Below are 16,654 nucleotides of genomic sequence, written 5' to 3' on the forward strand. Positions count from 1 at the left end.
AAACTCTCAAGGACTGTCGTTTAACCAAGGAGACCCAATTGCTTTTCGGAAGAACACTGCGAGCCGCCGCGCTGGTCACGGCAACGGCGGCCGTCACTCTCGCCTCCGGCGCTGCACTCGCCCAAAAGAAATACGACACCGGCGCGTCCGATACCGAGATCAAGATCGGCAACATCATGCCGTACAGCGGTCCGGCGTCGGCCTATGGCCTCATCGGCAAGACCGAGGAAGCCTATTTCAAGATGATCAACGACAAGGGCGGCATCAACGGCCGCAAGATCAACTTCGTCACCTATGACGACGCCTACTCGCCGCCGAAGGCGGTCGAGCAGGTCCGCAAGCTGGTCGAGAGCGACGAGGTGCTGGCCGTATTCAACCCGCTCGGCACGCCTTCGAACACCGCGATCCAGAAATACCTCAACGCCAAGAAGATCCCGCAGCTCTTCGTCGCCACCGGCGCTACCAAGTGGAACGATCCGAAGACCTTCCCCTGGACCATGGGCTGGCAGCCCTCCTACCAGAGCGAAGCGCGGATCTACGCAAAATGGCTGATGAAGGAGAAGCCCGACGCCAAGATCGCGATCCTCTATCAGAACGACGATTTCGGCAAAGACTACCTCAAGGGCACCAAGGACGGTCTCGGCGCGAAGGCCTCATCCATGATCATCATGGAAGAGAGCTACGAGATCTCCGAGCCGTCGATCGACGGCCACATCGTCAAGATCAAGGCGGCCAATCCCGACGTGCTCTTGATCTACACCACGCCGAAGTTCGCGGCCCAGACCATCAAGAAGACCGCCGAGCTCAGCTGGAAGCCGCTCCAGATCCTCACCAACGTGTCGATCTCGGTCGGCAGCGTCATGAAACCCGCCGGCTTCGAGGCATCGCAAGGCGTGCTGTCCGCGGCCTATGCCAAGGACTCCACCGATCCGCAGTGGGCCAACGATCCCGGCATGAAGAGGTGGAACGAGTTCATCGACAAGTACATGCCGGGTGCGGACAAGACCGACACCGCCATGGTCTACGGCTACGGTGCTGCGTCGACCCTCGCCAAGGCGCTGGAAATGTGCGGCGACGATCTCACCCGCGCCAATCTCATGAAGCAGGCGGCTTCGTTGAAGGATTTTGCGCCGGACACGCTCCTGCCCGGCGTCAAGATCAACACCAGCGCCACCGACTTCGCCCCGATCGCCCAGCTCCAGATGCAGCGCTTCAAGGGCGAGAAGTGGGAACTGTTCGGCGAGATCATCAGCGGCGACCTCGCCTCCGAGTGACACGCTGACGCAACGATCCGGCGTAGATAGCCCCCGCGGGCAACCGCGGGGGCTTTTTGTTGACGGCGGGTGTCAATCTTGTTCAATGCGACCCATCCACCCCGAGGAAGGAGAACAATGGTCGCCGTTCGTTTCCAGGTTGCGTCCCTCTGGGCCGCACTCGCCTTGTGCACTGCAATGAGCAGCGAAGCGCTGGCGCAGAAGAAATACGACAGCGGCGCATCCGATACCGAGATCAAGATCGGTAACATCATGCCCTATAGCGGGCCGGCCTCCGCCTATGCCTCGATCGGCAGGGCCGAGGAGGCCTATTTCAACAAGGTCAATGCCGAGGGCGGCATCAACGGCCGCAAGATCAAGTTCATTTCCTATGATGACGCCTATTCGCCGCCGAAAACGGTGGAGCAGGCGCGCAAGCTGGTCGAGAGCGACGGGGTGCTCCTGATCTTCGGCTCGCTCGGCACCTCCACGAATACCGCCATCCGCAAATACATGAACGAGAAGAAGGTGCCGCAATTGTTCGTGGCGAGCGGCGCGTCGAAATGGAACGATCCCAAGCAATATCCCTGGACCATGGGCTGGCAGCCGAACTACGCAAGCGAGGCGCGCATCTACGCCAAATACATCATGAAGGAGAAGCCGGACGGAAAGATCGGCGTGCTCTACCAGAACGACGATTTCGGCAAGGACTATCTGAACGGGCTGAAGGAGGGCCTCGGCGCCAAGGCTTCGATGATCGTGCTGGAAGAGGCCTACAGCACCTCGGAGCCGGCGGTCGACGAGCACGTCGTCAAGTTGAAAGCCTCCGGCGCCGACGTCTTCATCAGCATCACCACACCGAAATTCACGGCGCAGGCGATCAAGAAGGCGGCGGAGATCAACTGGCATCCGGTCCACATCATCTCCAACGTCTCGGCCTCAGTCGGCGGCGTCATCGAACCGGCGGGGTTCGAGATCTCGCAAGGCATCCTGTCGGCGAGCTACACCAAGGACGGCTCCGATCCGCAGTGGAATGCCGATGACGGCATGAGGAAGTTCTACAGCTTCCTCGCCCAATTTGACCCCAAGGCCAACAAGCTCGATGCCGGCGTCGTGTTCGGCTATGCCGCCGCGCAGACCATGGTGAAGGTGCTGCAGATGTGCGGCGACGATCTCACCCGCGAGAACGTCATGAAGCAGGCCGCCAGCCTGAAGGACTTCGAACCCGATACGCTGCTGCCCGGCATCAAGATCAATACCGCGCCGGACGATTATGCCCCGATCGAGCAACTCCAGATGATGCGGTTCAAGGGCCGGAAATGGGAGCTGTTCGGCAATATCATCTCCAGCGACATCGGCCACTGAGCGGCGGCACAATTCAAGATCGCAGCATCTGCAAGAAGCAACTCCAGCGGTGGATTGGCGCCGCAAATCTCACGCGCCGGAATATTCCAGCATCGTCTTCGAAAGATCGCCGGCCCTGCGACGCTGATGCGCTGCGTTCTCCTTGCTGACCGCCGTGGATAGGTATTGAATGCGCGATGGAGCGACGAGCAACGATCGCCCCCAACAAGAACAATCGACACATTCAAACCTTCCCAGGGAGATCAAGATGCCTGCAATGCATGTGCGATTGGGGGCCTTCTCGGCTGCCCTCGTGCTGGCTGCCGCTCTTTCCACGGCAGCATCCGCCCAGAAGAAATACGACACCGGCGCATCCGACACCGAGATCAAGATCGGCAACATCATGCCCTACAGCGGACCGGCCTCCGCCTACGGCGTGATCGGCAAGACCGAGGAGGCCTATTTCCGCAAGGTCAACGCAGAAGGCGGCATCAACGGCCGCAAGATCAACTTCGTCACCTATGACGATGCCTATTCGCCGCCGAAGACCGTGGAGCAGGCGCGCAAGCTGGTCGAGAGCGACGAGGTGCTGCTGATCTTCAACTCGCTCGGCACGCCGCCGAACTCGGCGATCCAGAAATACATGAACCAGAAGAAGGTGCCGCAGCTGTTCGTCGCCACCGGCGCCACCAAGTGGAACGATCCTAAGGACTTCCCGTGGACGATGGGCTGGCAGCCGAACTACCAGAGCGAGACCGTCATCTACGCGAAGTACATCCTGAAGAACAAGCCGGACGCCAAGATCGCGGTGCTCTACCAGAACGACGATTACGGCAAGGACTATCTGAAGGGCTTCAAGGACGGCCTCGGCGCCAAGGCGGCCTCGATGATCGTGATCGAGGACAGCTATGAGGTCTCCGAGCCGACCATCGACTCGCACATCGTGAGACTGAAGGCCACGGGCGCAGATGTCTTCATGAACATCACCACGCCGAAATTCGCGGCGCAGGCGATCAAGAAGAACGCCGAGCTCGGCTGGAAGCCGCTGCATTTCCTCAACAACGTCTCGGGCTCGATCGGCAGCGTGATCAAGCCGGCCGGCTTCGAGAACGCGCAGGACATCATCTCGTCGCAGTACTTCAAGGACCCGACCGACGCGCAATGGAAGAAGGACCCGGCGATGATCGCCTGGAACGAATTCCTGGATAAGTACTATCCGGATGCGAACCGCGCCGACGCCTCGGTGATGTATGGCTATATCGTGAGCCAGGGTCTGGTGCACGTGCTGAAGGCCTGCGGTGACAATCTGACCCGCGAGAACGTCATGAAGCAGGCCGCCAGCATCAAAAATTTCGAGCCGGCCGGCCTGCTGCCGGGCATCAAGGTCAACACGTCGGCCTCCGATTTCGCGCCGCTCTCGCAGCTACAACTGATCCGCTTCAAGGGCGAGCATTGGGAGCGATTTGGCGAGATCTTGAGCGGGGACGTCGGCGGCTGACCTTAACCAGCCGCTAAAGATGTAAGCCTCAATAGACTAAAGACGCAGCCCCTGCGGTCCTGCCGCAGGGGTTTTCCTTGAAGCTTTCCGGCAAATCGTATTGAATTGCAGCCGCGTCGCCAAAAACAATCAAGTCAAGAAAAGGGACGCACACACCAAGAAAAATAGGGAGATTGGAATGCCTGCTGTTACCGGCAAGCTTGCGGCCGCATCATTGGCGCTCGCGCTCATTGCGGCCTCGACTTCAACTGCATCGGCCCAGAAGAAATACGATACCGGCGCGACCGACACCGAAATCAAGATCGGCAACATCATGCCCTACAGCGGACCGGCCTCCGCCTATGGCATCATCGGGCGCACCGAAGCCGCCTATTTCAAGAAGATCAACGACGAAGGCGGCATCAACGGCCGCAAGATCAATTTCATCTCTTATGACGACGCCTATTCGCCGCCGAAGACGGTGGAGCAGGCCCGCAAGCTGGTCGAGAGCGACGAGGTGCTGTTCATCTTCAACTCGCTCGGCACGCCGCCGAACTCGGCGATCCAGAAATACATGAACTCGAAGAAGGTGCCGCAGCTGTTCGTCGCCACCGGCGCCACCAAGTGGAACGATCCGAAGGACTTCCCCTGGACGATGGGCTGGCAGCCCAACTACCAGAGCGAGACTCAGATCTACGCGAAATACATCCTGAAGGAGCTGCCGAACGCCAAGATCGGCGTGCTCTACCAGAACGATGATTACGGCAAGGATTACCTGAAAGGCCTGAAGGACGGCCTCGGCGCCAAGGCCGCAAGCATGATCGTGCTGGAGGAAAGCTACGAGACATCGGAGCCGACCATCGACAACCACATCGTCAAGCTGAAGGCGACGGGCGCCGACGTCTTCATCAACATCACCACGCCGAAATTCGCGGCGCAGGCGATCAAGAAGAATGCCGAGATCGGCTGGAAGCCGATCCACTTCCTCAACAACGTCTCGGCCTCGGTCGGCAGCGTGATCAAGCCGGCAGGCTTCGAGAACGCGCAAGGCATCATCTCGGCGGCCTATCTGAAGGACACCACCGATGCGCAATGGGCCAACGATGCCGGCATGAAGGCATTCCTCGACTTCATGGCGAAATACTTCCCCGAAGGCGACAAGACCGACGGCGGCACGATCGTCGGCTACGGCGTCGCACAGACGCTGGTCCAGGTGCTGAAGAACTGCGGTGACGACCTCACGCGCGCGAATGTCATGAAGCAGGCCGCGAGCCTGAAGGACTTCCGCACCGAGGCGCTGCTGCCCGGCATCAAGATCAACACGTCGGCGACCGATTTCGCCCCGATCAGCTCGCTGCAGCTGCAACGCTTCAAGGGCGAGCGATGGGAGCTGTTCGGCGACGTGATCAACGCGGAAGCCGGCGGCTAGCCGGCGCACGAAACGCACGACGAGAAGCCTCCTGCGCCGGTCGCGCAGGGGGCTTTTGCTTGCGCGGGGTTTTTGATCACGCGATTGCACAATCGAATGATGGTGCAGGCCGCTTACGCTTTGGCGCACGATGCGGTAGGCAGATGACCGGCGACCTCATCGCCACCACTTCAGTCTGCTCAAGGCCATCGTCATGACCGACCGCCGTCCCCTGCTCCGCGCGCTCTACGACGCCGCCGTTGCCGCCGCCCACCCGAACACGATTCTGGCTCCGCATCTGCGCCCCGCGCCCAAGGGACGCGTGATCTGCCTCGCCGCGGGCAAGGGCGCAGGTGCAATGGCCGCGGCGGCCGAGCGGCATTATCTCGATGCGCTCGAGCTCCCGCCGGAGCGGCTGATCGGCATCGCCACCACGCGCCACGGCTACGGCGTGCCGACGCGCCGCATCCGCGTGGTCGAGGCCGGGCATCCCGTGCCTGACGAAGCCGGCCTGAAGGGCGCGGCCGACACGCTCGCGCTGGCGGGCGAGGCCCGGCCCGACGATCTGCTCCTGGTGCTGCTCACCGGCGGCGGATCGGCCAACTGGATCGCGCCGGCGAATGGCATCAGCTTCGCGCAGAAGCAGGCGGTCAACAAGGCGCTGCTGCGCTCGGGCGCGCCGATCGGCGAGATGAACATCGTCAGGAAACACCTGTCGCGGATCAAGGGCGGGCGGCTGGCGCGCGCCGGCAGAAACGCGGCAGAGATCGTCACGCTCGCGATCTCCGACGTGCCGCATGACGATCCTTCCGCGATCGCCTCCGGCCCCACCGTACCGGATCCGACGACGCTGGCGGATGCGCGCGCGATCGTGGCGAAGTACAGGCTCGACATCGACGATGCGGTGCGCCGCGCGCTCGACGATCCCGCCAACGAGAGCTGCAAGCCGGGTGACCCGGCCTTTGCGCGCGCACATTTCGAGCTGATCGCGCGGCCCAAGCAGTCGCTCGACGCCGCGGTGAAGCTCTCGCGCGCCTCCGGTTACGAAACCATCGATCTCGGCGCCGACCTCGAAGGCGAGGCGCGCGAGGTCGCCGCCGATCACGCCAGGCTCGCGCTCGAAGCGCGTGCGCAAGGCAAGCGCGTCGCGATCCTCTCCGGCGGCGAGCTCACGGTCACCGTGCGCGGCCAGGGGCGCGGCGGACCGAACCAGGAATACGCTCTGGCGCTCGCCGGCCTGTTGCAGGACATGGCCGGCATCGCGGCGCTCGCCGGCGACACCGACGGCGCCGACGGCGGCGCCGGCAACCCCACCGACCCCGCCGGCGCGCTGATCGACTCCGCAACGTTCGCAAAGATGAAGTCGCAGGGACTGCAGCCGCAGGTCTATCTCGCCAACAACGACGCGACCTCGTTCTTCGAGGCGACAGGCGATCTGCTCACGCCGGGACCGACGCTGACCAACGTGAACGACATCAGGGTGATTTTGGTGGATTGAGAGGTGCTCCGTCCGGCGTCGTCTCCGCATTTGGGCACCAGTTCGACCACAACACCACTGGATTCCCCGCGAACGCGGGGAATCCAGCAAGCAGCGGCTTCTCCGTATCCTCGCGCTGTCTGTGAAATACTGGATCGCGCGCCCCAGCGCCGTAAGTGCGCACAAGGCGGGCGATGACAGCGGGAGTGCGGCGAGCGCACCCGCTGGCTCGGAATGACGGAGTATGTAGGTGCGGATGCGGCTTACCGCTTGCCGCTGACGTGCTCCAGCAGCGCGAGCAGGCCCTTCAGCAACTCCATCGGAGACGGCGGGCAGCCCTTGATGTGCAGATCCACCGGAACAGTCTCCGAGACGCCGCCGACGCAGGCGTAGCTACCTCTGAAAATGCCGCCATCGATCGCGCAGCCGCCGACCGCGACGACCCATTTCGGATCGGGTGTCGCGTTGTAGGTCCGCTCCAGCGCCTGTCGCATGTTCTTCGTCACGGGACCCGTGACCAGCAGCACGTCGGCATGGCGTGGCGAGGCGACGAAGCGCAGGCCGAAACGTTCGATGTCGTAGAAGGCGTTGGCAAGCGCGTGGATCTCCAGCTCGCAGCCGTTACAGGACCCGGCATCGACCTCGCGAATGGCAAGAGAACGCCCGAGCCTGGCCCGGGCGGCGCGGTCGACCTTCGTTGCAAGCTCCGCCAGCGCCGAATCGTCCGGCGTCGGCGCGGGCTCCGTCAGCGAACCATGGGTGAGGCTTTCGAGCAGGGTCTTGCGCATGGCTTAGAGGTCCGCGCCCGAATAGGAACAGTTGAACGACTTATTGCAGAGCGGGAAGTCGGCAATGATGTTGCCCTCGATTGCGGCTTCCAGCAGCGGCCACTGGAACCACGACGCGTCGCGCAGGTGGCAGCGTTCGACGCGCAACTCGCCATCGAGCCGCAACCACACCAGGACGTCGCCGCGGAAGGCCTCGGTGAGCGCCATGCCTTCACAGGCACCGCGGCCGATCCTGGGAGGCAGCGCGGTTTCGAGCCCTCCCGGCCCAAGTTGGTCGAGGATCTGCTCGATCAGTTCGATGCTCTGCTCGACCTCGCGGATTCGGATCCAGACCCGCGCGTTTACGTCACCGGCCTGTAGTACCGGTACCTCGAACGACAACGCGTCGTAAGGCGTGTAGGCAATCGCCCGCCGCGCATCGAAATCGCGGCCAGAGGCGCGGCCGACATAACCGCCGGCGCCAAACTGGCGCGCGTATTCCGCCTTCACGATCCCCGTGGTGACGGTGCGGTCCTGCAACGACGCCGTGTTGTCATAGAGCTCGATCAAGCGCGGAAAGACCTTGCGTAGCTCCGCGAGCAGCGCCCGTAGCGCGGAAACGCCGTCCGGCGCGATGTCACGCATCACACCACCGGGCACGATGACGTCCATCATCAGGCGATGGCCGAACGCGACATTCGCAGCGCGCAAGCAACGCTCACGCAAAATGCCGGTCTGGGCATGCATCAGCGCGAACGACGCGTCGTTACAGATGGCTCCAATGTCGCCCAAATGATTGGCGAGCCGCTCCAGTTCCGCCATCAGCGCCCGCAAAAGGGTCGCTTGCCTCGGCGCCTCGATCTGCAGCGCCGCTTCCACGGCACACGCAAAGGCGAAGGCATAGGCGACGGCGCTGTCGCCGGAGGTCCGGTTGGCGAGCTTTGCCGCGGCCTCGAGGCTCGCGCCCTGCATCAGCGACTCGATGCCCTTGTGGGTGTAGCCGAGCCACTGCTCCAGCCGCACCACATGCTCGCCATTGGCGGTGAAGCGGAAATGGCCGGGCTCGATGATCCCGGCATGGACGGGGCCGACCGCCACCTGGTGCAACGCCTCGCCGTCGACCGGAAGGAACTGGTATGGCCGCACGTCGCGCGATGCGTCGCGGCCGGAGAACGGATAGGATTTGCCCCAGGCATAGTGATCGAGCCATGGCCGCAGATCGTCAGCAGCCGTCGGAACAAGCCCGAACAGATCATGGATGGTCCGCTCCAGCCGAAGCGCCGGCGGGTGACGGCTGGCGACGCTTGGAAATGTGCCGGCCGTACACTCGTAAGTGACGACCGCGATCTCGGCCGAGCCTCCATCGAGCATCGCCATATGCACAGCGGTCGGCTCGCCCCAGAAGCCAAGCAGTGTGAGGCCTCCCTCGACCAGTCGATCGATCGCCGCCTGCCAGCCCGCCTCCGTCACGACCGCGCGCGGCCAGGGCTGGTGCGACAACACCGCATTGACATGGGGGATGCCGTCGAGGATGCCCATCGCTTACCCCAGGAGCTTGGCGACGTTCTGGAAGCCGGTGACCAGCACCGGCGGCAGATAGATCCCGGCCATCAGTACCAATCCGAGGTGCATGAACATCGGTACGTAGGAGGCTTCCGCGGGCGCGGTCTTGCCTTTGGGCTCGCCGAACATCACCTCGCCGACCCGCAGGAAGAGCCCGCCGAGTGCGATGATGATGCCGAGCACCAGGATCACCGTCAGCCAGGGCGCGCGGGCGAAAGTCGAGCTCACCACTAGAAACTCGCTCATGAAGATGCCGAGCGGCGGCAGCCCGACGATGGCGATGACGCCGAGCATCAGGCCCCAGCCGAGCACGGGGTTGGTCGCCGTGAGGCCGCCGATATCGGCGATCTTCTGTGTGCCCTTGACCTGTGCGATATGGCCGACGGCGAAGAAGATTGCCGACTTGGTCAGCGAATGCATGGTCATGTGCAACAGACCTGCGAAGTTCGCGAGCGGCCCGCCCATGCCGAAGGCGAATACAATGATGCCCATATGCTCGATCGAGGAATAGGCGAACATCCGCTTGATGTCGCGGCGACGGTACAGCATCAGCGCCGCGAAGATCACCGAGATCAGGCCCATGGTCACCATCAGCGGACCCGGCGCGATCGCCTCGGAGTTGACCGCGAGCATCATCTTGAAACGCAGGAGCGCATAGAGCGCAACATTGAGCAACAGGCCGGACAGCACCGCCGAGATCGGCGTCGGGCCCTCGGCATGCGCATCCGGCAGCCAGGCGTGCAACGGTGCGAGGCCAACCTTGGTACCGTAGCCCAGCAAGAGGAAGACGAAGGCGACGTTGAGCAACGCCGGGTCGAACTGTGCGGCGTGCTTCACCAGCACCGTCCATACCATGCCGTCCAGCCCCTCGCCCACCGCAGGACGCGCCGCCATGTAAACCAGGATCGTGCCGAACAGCGCGAGCGCGATGCCGACGCTACCGAGGATGAAATATTTCCAGGCGGCTTCCAGCGCCTCATGGGTGCGGTAGATGCCGACCATCAGCACGGTCGTCAACGTCGCCGTCTCGACCGCCACCCACATCAGGCCGATATTGTTGGCGACGAGCGCGAGGTTCATTGCGAACATCAGCATCTGATACATCGCGTGATAGAAACGCAGGAAGGCCTGCGTCAGCCGCCCGATCTCGATCTCGTGGTGGATGTAGCTCGCGCTGAACACCGATGTCGTGAAGCCGACGAAGGTCGTCAGCACGATGAAAACCTTGTTGAGGTCGTCAAGCAGCAGATATTGCCCCGACGTCGGCTCGATCACGAACAGCGACAGCGAGGTGAGGAAGGTCGCGAGCGCCGCAACGACGTTGAGCTTCGCCGTCAGCATGTAGCCAGGCAGGATCGCGAGCAGCGCGGCCGAGATGACCGGGATCAGCAGGATCGCACCGAGCGCATCGATCGTCATCGCCGCTCTCCTCTGAAGCGATCGAGCGCCTGCACGTCCACGCTGTCAAAACGCTCGCGGATGCGGAACAGGAAGATGCCGATCACGATGAAGGCGATCAGCACCGAGAAGGCGACGCTGATCTCGACAACCAGCGGCATGCCCTTGGCGCCGGTCGCCGCCAGCACCAGCCCGTTCTCCAGCGACATGAAGCCGACCACCTGGCTCACGGCGTTGCGTCGCGTCACCATGATCAGGAGCCCGAGCAGCACCACCGACAGCGCGAAGGCAAGGTCTTCGCGCGCCAGCGCGTCGGCGCCCGGGGTCACGCGCAGCATCACCACCATCGACAGCGCGACGAGGCCGATGCCGGCCATCATGGTCAGGCCCACGCCGATCACGTTCTCGATCTCGCGGTGGATGCCGAGTCGTCGGATGATCCGGTGCAGCGCCACCGGAATGATGATGGCCTTGAAGACCAGTGCGATCAGCGCCGTGACGTAGAGATGTGGCGCGTGCTGCACATAGGCCTGCCACGCCACCGACAGCGCCAACACGCCGGCATGCAGCGCATAGACATTGAGCAGCGCATAGAGCCGGTCCTGATAGAGCATCATGAAGCTCGCGAGCACCAGAGAGCCGGAGAGCAGATGGGCGATGTCGAATTGCAGGCTGCTCATCGCTAGAGGCTCCCGGACACGAAGCGCAACAGGGTGGCAAGCAGCGCCAACATCAGCGCCGCGCCCAGGAACTCGGGGATCCTGAATACCCGCATCTTGGCGATCGACGTCTCGAACACGGCGAGCAGAAGGCCAAGGACCGCCAGCTTGCCGAAATAGAGCAGCGCGCCGGAAACGAGCCTCGCAACGCTCGCGTCCGCAGTCGCGGTGCTCCATGGCAGGAACACGCAGGCAATCAGCGAGACATAGAGCAGGAGCTTGAGCTGCGACGACAGGTCGATCAGCGCGAGATGCCGCCCCGAATATTCCAGCACCATGGCCTCATGCACCATGGTGAGCTCGAGATGGGTGGCTGGGTTATCGACGGGGATACGGGCATTCTCCGCCAGCGCCACGATGGTCAGTGCCACGAACGCCATGCCCAGCGACACACGCAGACCGACCGCGTCCGAGCCCATGAATTCGGCGACGTTGGAGAGCTGGGTCGAGCCTGCGATCATCGCGACGGAAAAGACGGTGATCAGCATCGCAGGCTCGGCGAGCGAGGCGATCATCACCTCGCGGCTGGAGCCGATGCCGCCGAAGGCGGTGCCGACGTCCATGCCGGCGAGCGCCTGGAAGAAACGCGCGCTGCCGAGCAGTGCGGTGATGGCGATGAGGTCGGCGCTCCAGGAGAACAACAGACCATTGCCGAAAGTCGGCACCAACGAGGCCGAGACCCAGGTTCCTGCGAACATCAGATAGGGAATGACGCGGAACAGCCAGGAGGCGTTGTCCGCGAGCACGACGTCCTTGCGCATCAGGCGGATGAGATCGCGATAGGGCTGCAAGAGCGGCGGACCGCGCCGACGCAACAGCCGCGCCTTCACCTTGCGGACGAAGCCGGTTAGCAATGGCGCAAGCAGCAGCACGAGGCACATCTGAACGCCTTGCGAGAGGAGGTCACGAAGCGCGGTCATAGCGCCACCACCAGGAGCAGCACGATCAACGCAGCGAAGACCAGAGTCAGATAGCGGCGGATGGTGAGGAACTGCAGCATATTGACGCGCTCGGTCGTAACGCCGATCACCTTGGCGATCGGCGCGTAGAGCGCCTCCCAGATCAGGTCGCGCATCTCGACGGTGAACCGGGCCGGCGCGGGCGACAAGGGCTGCGGCATCTCGCCGATCTCGCGCGCAGCGAAGATCACGCTGCCGAACACGCGGCGGATCGGCTGCGAGAAGCTGGAGGCGGAGTACTGGATCGCGGGGTTCGGATCCGGATAGCCGCAATCCCAGGCCGGAGCGCGACGCAAGCGATCGGACGCCAGGCGATGAATGGCGGAGGCTGCGGCCATGCCGCTGAGCGCCGCGAACAGAAACACCAAGAGGCCGTTATAGGAGCTACGGCTCTGCGCGATCGGCACGATGGTCAGCCAGTCCAGTCCGGTCTGGTGCGGCATGACGTTGCCGACCATGGCCTCGCTCACCGGTGCGAGCGCGTCGATGAAGAGGCCGGGCAAGATGCCGGCGACGAAGCAGAGAGCGGCTAGCGCGAACATCGCGGCGAGCGAGAAGCGATCCGTTTCGTGCGCGGATGCGGCGACATCCGAACGAGGACGGCCGAGGAAGCTGATGCCGTAGAGTTTGACGAAACACGCCGCGGCGAACGCGGCGGCGAGCGCCAGCAGTCCGCCGACCGCCGGGATGATCAGCTTCAATCCCCAGTTCGGCAGTTGCGGTGAGAGCAGGATCGCCTGGAAGGTCAGCCACTCCGAAACGAAGCCGTTGAACGGCGGCAATGCCGAGATCGCGACGCAGCCGACCAGTACCGCGAACGCCGTCTTCGGCATGCGATGGATCAGCCCGCCGAGCTTTTCCATGTCGCGCTCGCCGGTTGACCCCAGCACCGCACCGGCGCCGAAGAACAACAGGCTCTTGAACAGCGCATGGTTGAAGACGTGCAGCATCGCCGCGGTGAAAGCGAGCGCCGCCACCCAGTCGAGCCCTTCCGCCTTGAAAGCCAGCGCCAGCCCGAGGCCGGTGAAGATGATGCCGATATTCTCAATCGTTGAATAGGCCAGCACGCGCTTGATATCGCGCTGCATCAGCGCATAGAGCACGCCCAGCGTCGCGGTAGGGCCGCCGACCAGCAGTACGACCATGCTCCACCACCACACCGGTTCGGGCAGAAGATCAAAGACGATGCGCACGAAACCGTAGACGGCGACCTTGGTCATGACGCCACTCATGAGACCAGAGACGTGGCTGGGTGCGGCGGGATGGGCGAGCGGCAGCCAAGCGTGCAGCGGCACCAGGCCGGCCTTGGAGCCGGCGCCCAGCAGCACGAGGATCACAACCATGCCGGTCAGCGCAGCGGAAGGATGCGAGGCTCGGATCGCATCGAAATCGTAACCGGCGCCGCTCGCGAGCAGGCCGAAGGCGAGCAGCAGCGCCAGCGTGCCGAAACTCGCCATCAGAAGATAGACATAGCCGGCGCGGACATTCTCGGCCTCCCGGTGATGCGACACGACCATCGCCCAGGAGGTCAGCGACATGAATTCCCAGGCGACCAGGAAGCTGAAGGCATCGTTTGCCAGCACGACGACATTCATCGCTGCGAGATAGGCGGGATAGAACGGCAGCACGCGGCCGGGGGAGTCCTCGTGCTGGCCGTAACCGAGCGCGAACAGGCTCGCAGCGACGCCGCCGAGATTAACGACGACGAGGAAGAAGGCGGACAGTGCATCGAGCCGGAAATGAGCACCGAGCCAGGGCAATCCGATCGGCAGTGTCACGCTCGCTGACAGATGAGGGAAATAGAGCAGATCGGACAGCGCCGTGACACATAGCGTCGATGTGGCGACCAGGCATCCGCCGTAAAGGATGATCGAGCCGCGCGGGCGCGTCGACAGCACGACTCCCGCAGGCGCCAGCGCCAGCAGAACCGCCACTGACCATAGCGCCACGGCGATCATGGCCACTCCTCGATCATGATCTGCGCGCGCGTCGCCATCGCTATTGGTCGCCTGCTCTCGGGGGTGGAGACTTCAGCCGCACCCCGCGGCCCCCGGCGCTCGACGCCGCCCCCTCGGCGATCAGCTCGATGCCGGCAACCGACAGCGCCTCGACCAGCTTCACCAGGGAGTCGACATTGCCGCGGATCACCCCTTCGGAGGCCTCCATGCGCTGGATCGTCGGCAGAGACAGCGAACAGCGCTGCGCGAGTTCGCGCTGGTCGATCCTGAGCAAGGCACGGGCGGCTCGAAGCTGCGCGGCGGTGATCACGGGGCAGGATGTCCCTGGCAGTTGCGGTGATCAATATACCAAGCTTAGGGCACACAAAATGACGTTTCAAGCATCATTTTCTATATGCGGCGCATCATTCCGTGGACGTCCTCGGAGCTCGCGCCCTCGCACTCCGCCATCAGGCTCGTCCGTTATTCCGGGCGCGTGGGTGCGATCCTCAATGCGCAATTGCGCATCTGATGTCTGGTCTTAAGGGCGATACGTGCAAGTGCGGCGCGAAATTCCTGGATCGCGCGCGCACCCAAGAATGACTAACCGCCTCAAAACTCGTTGGCGATCTTCGAGAGCATCCCGATCAGGGCTTCGCGGTTGGCCTGGCCGAGCAGATCGTTCAGCCGGGCCTCGTGCTTGGTGGCGACGAGCTTTTTCGCCCGCGCCAGCACGGCCTTGCCCTTGTCGGTCAGCACCAAGATGTGCGAGCGGCGGTCGTTGGTGGAGCGGATCCGCGCGCAAAGGTCGCGGCTTTCGAGATTGTCGAGCATCGCCACGAAGTTCGGCCTGAGGATGCCGAGGGTGGAGGCGATCTCGGTCTGGTTACGGCCAGGGTTCTTCTCAACCAGGAGCAGGACCGAGAACTGCGCCGGCGTCAGCTGGAGCGAGGCCATGCAGCGCAGAAAGTTCTCGAACACCTTGAGCTGGGCCCGCTTCAGGACATAGCCGAGCTGTTCGGAGAGCTCGCCGAGCTGGAGCGCTTCGGCCTGGACGTCGCCCGCGTCCTTGCGGCCCTTGGCCGCGTCGGCAGGTTTTTCGGAGGACTTTTCAGCGGTTTTGGAAACGGTCATCGCCTCGTGCTCGCAATCCCGCTAAATTCGGGTCGGGTCGTTCCCCACCCTTGATGTTATATTTGATAATTGTTATGGACCATATCAAATATCGTCAGCGTATTTCAATGGCTGTGAGGGGACCATCCACCGCAATTGCGGAGACCGGTCCTCAATCTTGAGGGGGAGCGTCCGGTCTTGAATACCACCATCATGCTGTTCCTGGTGCAGGACGGCATCACAAATGGCGCGATCTACGCGCTGCTCGGCCTGGCGCTGGTCCTGGTGTTCGCCGTCACCCGCGTCATCCTCATTCCCCAAGGCGAATTCGTCACCTATGGCGCGCTGACCTATGCCTCGCTGGCCGCGGGCCAGATGCCGGGCACGGCCAAGCTCGCGCTCGCACTCGGCATCGGCGCGTTCGCCTTCGACCTGTTCGTGGCGCGCAAGGCGCTGCATGCGCGGCTGATCGTGCGCAGCCTCATCACCAACATCGTGCTGCCGGCCCTCGTGCTGGCGTTGACGCTTTACTTCGCCGCGCAGAAGCCGCCGGTCGTGGTCTGCATCGCGTTGTCGCTGGTGATCGTCGCGATGATCGGGCTCTATCTCTACCGTATCGCGTTCCAGCCGCTGGCGCACACCTCGGTGCTGGTGCTGCTGATCGCGTCCGTCGGTGTCCATCTCGCGCTGCAGGGGCTGGGCTTGCTGTTCTTCGGCGCCGAGGGCCAGCGCGGACCTGCCGTGCTGCCCGGTGCCTTCACCGCCGGCGCGCTGCGCTTCACCGGCCAGAGCATCACCGTCTACGCCATCACCATCGCCTTCATCGTCGGGCTCTGGCTGTTCTTCGGCCTGACGCTCTACGGCAAGGCGCTGCGCGCGACCGCCGTGAACCGCCTGGGAGCGCGGCTCGCCGGCATCCGCACCACGCTGTCCGGGCAGATCGCCTTCCTGCTGGCGTCCGTGATCGGCGCGCTGTCGGGCATCCTGATCGTGCCGATCACGACGCTCTACTATGACAGCGGCTTCCTGATCGGCCTGAAGGGTTTCGTCGCCGCGATCATCGGCGGGCTCGTCAGTTATCCCCTCACCGCCGTCGCGGCGCTGGTCGTCGGCATCGTCGAGGCGTTCTCGTCCTTCTATGCCTCCAACTACAAGGAAGTGATCGTTTTCATGCTGCTGATCCCCGTGCTGCTGCTGCGCTCGCTCGCCGCGCCCGCGGTCGAGGAAGAGAAGGACTGA

At 63.4% G+C, this 16,654-nt stretch carries 14 protein-coding genes; 6 read left to right on the forward strand and 8 right to left on the reverse strand.

The genetic code is table 11. The annotated features are described in order from the left end of the window. Nucleotides 1–38 precede the first annotated feature (38 nt). The 5 genes from ACSHT2_RS16735 to ACSHT2_RS16755 all read left to right on the forward strand — a co-directional run bounded on the left by ACSHT2_RS16735 (nucleotide 39) and on the right by ACSHT2_RS16755 (nucleotide 6,980). A complete protein-coding gene (locus ACSHT2_RS16735; RefSeq protein WP_319328870.1) occupies nucleotides 39–1,274 on the forward strand; it encodes an ABC transporter substrate-binding protein in 1,236 nt (411 codons plus the stop codon). A 117-nt stretch (nucleotides 1,275–1,391) separates the two neighbouring features. After that, nucleotides 1,392–2,618, forward strand: coding sequence for an ABC transporter substrate-binding protein (locus ACSHT2_RS16740; protein ID WP_440642521.1), 1,227 nt, complete (start codon nucleotides 1,392–1,394; stop codon nucleotides 2,616–2,618). A gap of 247 nt (nucleotides 2,619–2,865) precedes the next feature. After that, nucleotides 2,866–4,095 (forward strand): ABC transporter substrate-binding protein, encoded by a 1,230-nt coding sequence (locus ACSHT2_RS16745; protein WP_440642522.1) that lies wholly within the window; start codon nucleotides 2,866–2,868, stop codon nucleotides 4,093–4,095. A gap of 178 nt (nucleotides 4,096–4,273) precedes the next feature. Continuing rightward, nucleotides 4,274–5,503: an ABC transporter substrate-binding protein gene (locus tag ACSHT2_RS16750; RefSeq protein ID WP_440642523.1), complete on the forward strand. Its 1,230-nt coding sequence runs from the start codon at nucleotides 4,274–4,276 to the stop codon at nucleotides 5,501–5,503. A gap of 193 nt (nucleotides 5,504–5,696) precedes the next feature. Next, nucleotides 5,697–6,980, forward strand: coding sequence for a glycerate kinase type-2 family protein (locus tag ACSHT2_RS16755; RefSeq protein ID WP_440642524.1), 1,284 nt, complete (start codon nucleotides 5,697–5,699; stop codon nucleotides 6,978–6,980). A 242-nt stretch (nucleotides 6,981–7,222) separates the two neighbouring features. Here ACSHT2_RS16755 and ACSHT2_RS16760 read toward each other — a convergent pair whose 3' ends face one another. The 8 genes from ACSHT2_RS16760 to ACSHT2_RS16795 all read right to left on the reverse strand — a co-directional run bounded on the left by ACSHT2_RS16760 (nucleotide 7,223) and on the right by ACSHT2_RS16795 (nucleotide 15,436). Then, complete coding sequence (locus ACSHT2_RS16760; RefSeq protein ID WP_271529830.1) at nucleotides 7,223–7,747, reverse strand: NADH-quinone oxidoreductase subunit B family protein; 525 nt, start codon at nucleotides 7,745–7,747, stop codon at nucleotides 7,223–7,225. Between the two features lie 3 nt (nucleotides 7,748–7,750). Continuing rightward, nucleotides 7,751–9,265 (reverse strand): hydrogenase large subunit, encoded by a 1,515-nt coding sequence (locus tag ACSHT2_RS16765; protein ID WP_440642525.1) that lies wholly within the window; start codon nucleotides 9,263–9,265, stop codon nucleotides 7,751–7,753. 3 nt (nucleotides 9,266–9,268) lie between these two features. Continuing rightward, entirely contained in the window at nucleotides 9,269–10,708 is a 1,440-nt protein-coding gene (locus tag ACSHT2_RS16770) for a hydrogenase 4 subunit F (protein ID WP_440642526.1), read from the reverse strand. Further along, nucleotides 10,705–11,367 carry a hydrogenase-4 component E gene (locus ACSHT2_RS16775; RefSeq protein WP_035671393.1) on the reverse strand — a complete coding sequence of 221 codons (663 nt, stop codon included), beginning with the start codon at nucleotides 11,365–11,367 and terminating at the stop codon, nucleotides 10,705–10,707. Before ACSHT2_RS16775 ends, ACSHT2_RS16770 begins: the two co-directional genes overlap by 4 nt. A 2-nt stretch (nucleotides 11,368–11,369) precedes the next feature. Beyond that, nucleotides 11,370–12,326 (reverse strand): respiratory chain complex I subunit 1 family protein, encoded by a 957-nt coding sequence (locus tag ACSHT2_RS16780; protein ID WP_440642527.1) that lies wholly within the window; start codon nucleotides 12,324–12,326, stop codon nucleotides 11,370–11,372. Next, a complete protein-coding gene (gene hyfB, locus ACSHT2_RS16785; protein WP_440642528.1) occupies nucleotides 12,323–14,329 on the reverse strand; it encodes a hydrogenase 4 subunit B in 2,007 nt (668 codons plus the stop codon). Before hyfB ends, ACSHT2_RS16780 begins: the two co-directional genes overlap by 4 nt. Before the next feature lie 34 nt (nucleotides 14,330–14,363). Further along, entirely contained in the window at nucleotides 14,364–14,633 is a 270-nt protein-coding gene (locus ACSHT2_RS16790) for a helix-turn-helix domain-containing protein (RefSeq protein WP_271529836.1), read from the reverse strand. Between the two features lie 281 nt (nucleotides 14,634–14,914). Further along, nucleotides 14,915–15,436 (reverse strand): MarR family winged helix-turn-helix transcriptional regulator, encoded by a 522-nt coding sequence (locus ACSHT2_RS16795; RefSeq protein ID WP_440642529.1) that lies wholly within the window; start codon nucleotides 15,434–15,436, stop codon nucleotides 14,915–14,917. A gap of 177 nt (nucleotides 15,437–15,613) precedes the next feature. On the opposite strand from ACSHT2_RS16795, the gene ACSHT2_RS16800 reads away from it, so the two are divergent. Next, the gene (locus tag ACSHT2_RS16800; protein WP_440642530.1) at nucleotides 15,614–16,654 is read left to right on the forward strand and encodes a branched-chain amino acid ABC transporter permease; all 1,041 of its coding nucleotides are present in this window, start codon (nucleotides 15,614–15,616) and stop codon (nucleotides 16,652–16,654) included.

It is taken from the genome of Bradyrhizobium sp. PUT101, from assembly GCF_052043945.1.
GTDB lineage: Bacteria > Pseudomonadota > Alphaproteobacteria > Rhizobiales > Xanthobacteraceae > Bradyrhizobium.

What these genes read in the sequence shown, in the direction of transcription:
- ACSHT2_RS16795 (WP_440642529.1), bottom strand. Translation starts at nt 15,436, where the DNA reads ATGACCGTTTCCAAAACCGCTGAAAAGTCCTCCGAAAAACCTGCCGAC.
- ACSHT2_RS16740 (WP_440642521.1), top strand. Translation starts at nt 1,392, where the DNA reads ATGGTCGCCGTTCGTTTCCAGGTTGCGTCCCTCTGGGCCGCACTCGCC.
- ACSHT2_RS16755 (WP_440642524.1), top strand. Translation starts at nt 5,697, where the DNA reads ATGACCGACCGCCGTCCCCTGCTCCGCGCGCTCTACGACGCCGCCGTT.
- ACSHT2_RS16770 (WP_440642526.1), bottom strand. Translation starts at nt 10,708, where the DNA reads ATGACGATCGATGCGCTCGGTGCGATCCTGCTGATCCCGGTCATCTCG.
- ACSHT2_RS16765 (WP_440642525.1), bottom strand. Translation starts at nt 9,265, where the DNA reads ATGGGCATCCTCGACGGCATCCCCCATGTCAATGCGGTGTTGTCGCAC.
- ACSHT2_RS16750 (WP_440642523.1), top strand. Translation starts at nt 4,274, where the DNA reads ATGCCTGCTGTTACCGGCAAGCTTGCGGCCGCATCATTGGCGCTCGCG.
- ACSHT2_RS16760 (WP_271529830.1), bottom strand. Translation starts at nt 7,747, where the DNA reads ATGCGCAAGACCCTGCTCGAAAGCCTCACCCATGGTTCGCTGACGGAG.
- ACSHT2_RS16775 (WP_035671393.1), bottom strand. Translation starts at nt 11,367, where the DNA reads ATGAGCAGCCTGCAATTCGACATCGCCCATCTGCTCTCCGGCTCTCTG.
- ACSHT2_RS16745 (WP_440642522.1), top strand. Translation starts at nt 2,866, where the DNA reads ATGCCTGCAATGCATGTGCGATTGGGGGCCTTCTCGGCTGCCCTCGTG.
- ACSHT2_RS16780 (WP_440642527.1), bottom strand. Translation starts at nt 12,326, where the DNA reads ATGACCGCGCTTCGTGACCTCCTCTCGCAAGGCGTTCAGATGTGCCTC.